This is a genomic window from Microcoleus pseudofavosus SVA1_A4, from assembly GCF_036700565.1.
GTDB lineage: Bacteria > Cyanobacteriota > Cyanobacteriia > Cyanobacteriales > Microcoleaceae > Microcoleus.
In genome coordinates, this window is the sequence record NZ_JAUBPE010000185.1 from 1 (window position 1) to 1,548 (window position 1,548).

At 36.2% G+C, this 1,548-nt stretch carries 1 protein-coding gene and 1 pseudogene; one reads left to right on the plus strand and one right to left on the minus strand.

Going from position 1 to position 1,548, the window contains the following annotated elements:
* Nucleotides 1-248: 248 nt before the first annotated feature.
* The gene (locus QUA02_RS33350) at nucleotides 249-413 is read left to right on the plus strand and encodes a hypothetical protein (RefSeq protein WP_333034010.1); all 165 of its coding nucleotides are present in this window, start codon (nucleotides 249-251) and stop codon (nucleotides 411-413) included.
* A gap of 144 nt (nucleotides 414-557) precedes the next feature.
* Here QUA02_RS33350 and QUA02_RS33825 read toward each other — a convergent pair.
* A pseudogene (locus QUA02_RS33825) lies at nucleotides 558-1,436 on the minus strand (IS630 family transposase); the annotation flags it as partial.
* Nucleotides 1,437-1,548 lie beyond the last annotated feature (112 nt).

The window sequence follows — 1,548 nt, forward strand, 5'->3', positions numbered from 1 at the left end:
ATTTTTGCGAACCTTCAGAGTGATGCTATGGCCGAGAGTACATAGATAATGCTTTTTGTCAATGCGTAAGTCCTAGTCACAACCAACTGACAAGCGTACCAGAAGCTATCTCACGTCTGACCACTTTATCCTATCTTGATTTAAGTGGCAACTATCTGAGGAACGTACCAGAAGTTATCACCCGTCTGACCAATTTATCCCTACTTGGTTTAGGTGACAACCAACTGACGAGCGTACCAGAAGCTATTATGCGTCTGACCAATTTATCCATACTTGATTTTAAGATAAACTCCCTCGAAGATCCCCCAATTGAAATTGCACAACAAGGTATTGACGCAATCCGCGAATATTTCCGTCAAAAGCAAACAGGAGAAGAAAAACCGATTAAATTCAAAAGTAAGTGCTTTAGCTAATGGCTCATTTTATCTATTTGTCTTTGTCGTTCTAGTAGCAGGAATTGGCGTTTTAGGAAGTCAATTATCTTTCCCGGTTTTCTGTGTAGTGTAATTGGTGGAGTTTTATTTGTCCCCTCATTGGTTCATTAAGCTGTTCGACATCTAAACTGCATTAACTAAGTTACCTTTCTTTTTTATTTTTCTGTTCCATTTCATAATTAGTCCTCCTTCATTTAAAAGTTTATGTAACACTAATTCTAGTTTTTCAATGGATTCAAATAATCTATTGGCAACATATTCCTTGGCAGAATGCCATACTAATTCAACTAGGTTATAGTCAGGGCTATATTTGGGCAAAAACTCTATGATTATATTGGGCATTTCTGAGGCTATTTTCTGCAAAGTCTCTGCTTTTTTATGAAAACTAGCGTTGTCCAAAATTATCACAAATTTACAGCGTTTATCTTTAAAGTCTTCCACTAAATTTCCTTGCAATATCCACTCTGCTTTTAAATCTTCATAAAATTTTTTCAGCACAGCATAAAAATTAGCAGAATTCCCAGAGGTAATAAAATCTACCCATCTTTTTTTGTCTGAATATCTCACTCCACCATAACATTAATACGACCTTTTCGTCGCTCTCCTATGAATGTTAATTCGAGTTCCTTTTTTACACCAGTTTTTCCTTCTAATCACTCTTAAACTAAATCCACTCTCGTCCCAAAACCCTACCTCTAAAAGGTCGGGAGATTCTTTTTCTATTTTTAGATACTCAGCTAATTTATCTTTGAATAAACCCCTTTCTACGGCATCTTGCTTATCCTTCAAGCTGTATTTAGCCCAAAGGTAAACATACTTTTTTGATTTTAAAATTCTCCTTACTTGGGTACTACTCTGCTCAATTCCCGTCTGCTCTCCTAGATATATTGCAAGTCTAGCTGTTGTCCATCTTCCGAACTCATAACCATATTTTTCAGGGTCTACTTCAACTGTTTCTAAAAGTAAATTAATGTATTTCTCTGTAGCTTTTCGGTAATTACCTTCATCCTGTTATCTTTAAAACCGTCTAATTTTTCACTGTAGTTTAGACTAACCAAAGATGAGAACGGTGGCAAAAGAAGAACTAGAGCCACCGTTAAGGAGAGAATGAGGG

Excerpts from the sequence above, each read along its gene's own strand:
- QUA02_RS33350 (WP_333034010.1), top strand. The coding sequence starts at position 249 with ATGCGTCTGACCAATTTATCCATACTTGATTTTAAGATAAACTCCCTC.